This is a genomic window from Devosia alba (assembly GCF_039938915.1).
In the GTDB taxonomy this organism is placed as follows: Bacteria; Pseudomonadota; Alphaproteobacteria; order Rhizobiales; family Devosiaceae; genus Devosia; species Devosia alba.
This window is the reverse complement of sequence record NZ_JBDUUI010000185.1, coordinates 1-220: the sequence shown is the minus strand read 5'-3', so window position 1 is coordinate 220 and position 220 is coordinate 1. Positions and strand designations below refer to the sequence as shown.

Annotated in this window: 1 protein-coding gene; it reads right to left on the bottom strand. The window is 65.0% G+C overall.

Annotation, left to right across the window (positions count from 1 at the left end; all coding sequences use genetic code 11):
- A partial coding sequence (locus ABFY71_RS19225) for an MFS transporter (RefSeq protein WP_347947485.1) occupies positions 1–202 on the bottom strand: 202 nt, incomplete at its 3' end.
- Positions 203–220 lie beyond the last annotated feature (18 nt).

Below are 220 nucleotides of genomic sequence, written 5' to 3'. Positions count from 1 at the left end.
CCAGCGCACAGCCCACGCTGGCGATGGCAAAGAGCAAAAAGCCGGCAATCATCACCGGCTTGCGACCGAAACGGTCGGCAATCGGGCCACAGACCAGCTGGGCCAGGGCGAAGCCGGCCATGTAGAGGCTCAGGGTGAGCTGGCCCGAGTCGGCTCCGCTGCCAAAGTCGCTGCCAATTTGCGGCAGGGCGGGCAAATACATATCGGTCGCCAGTGGCCC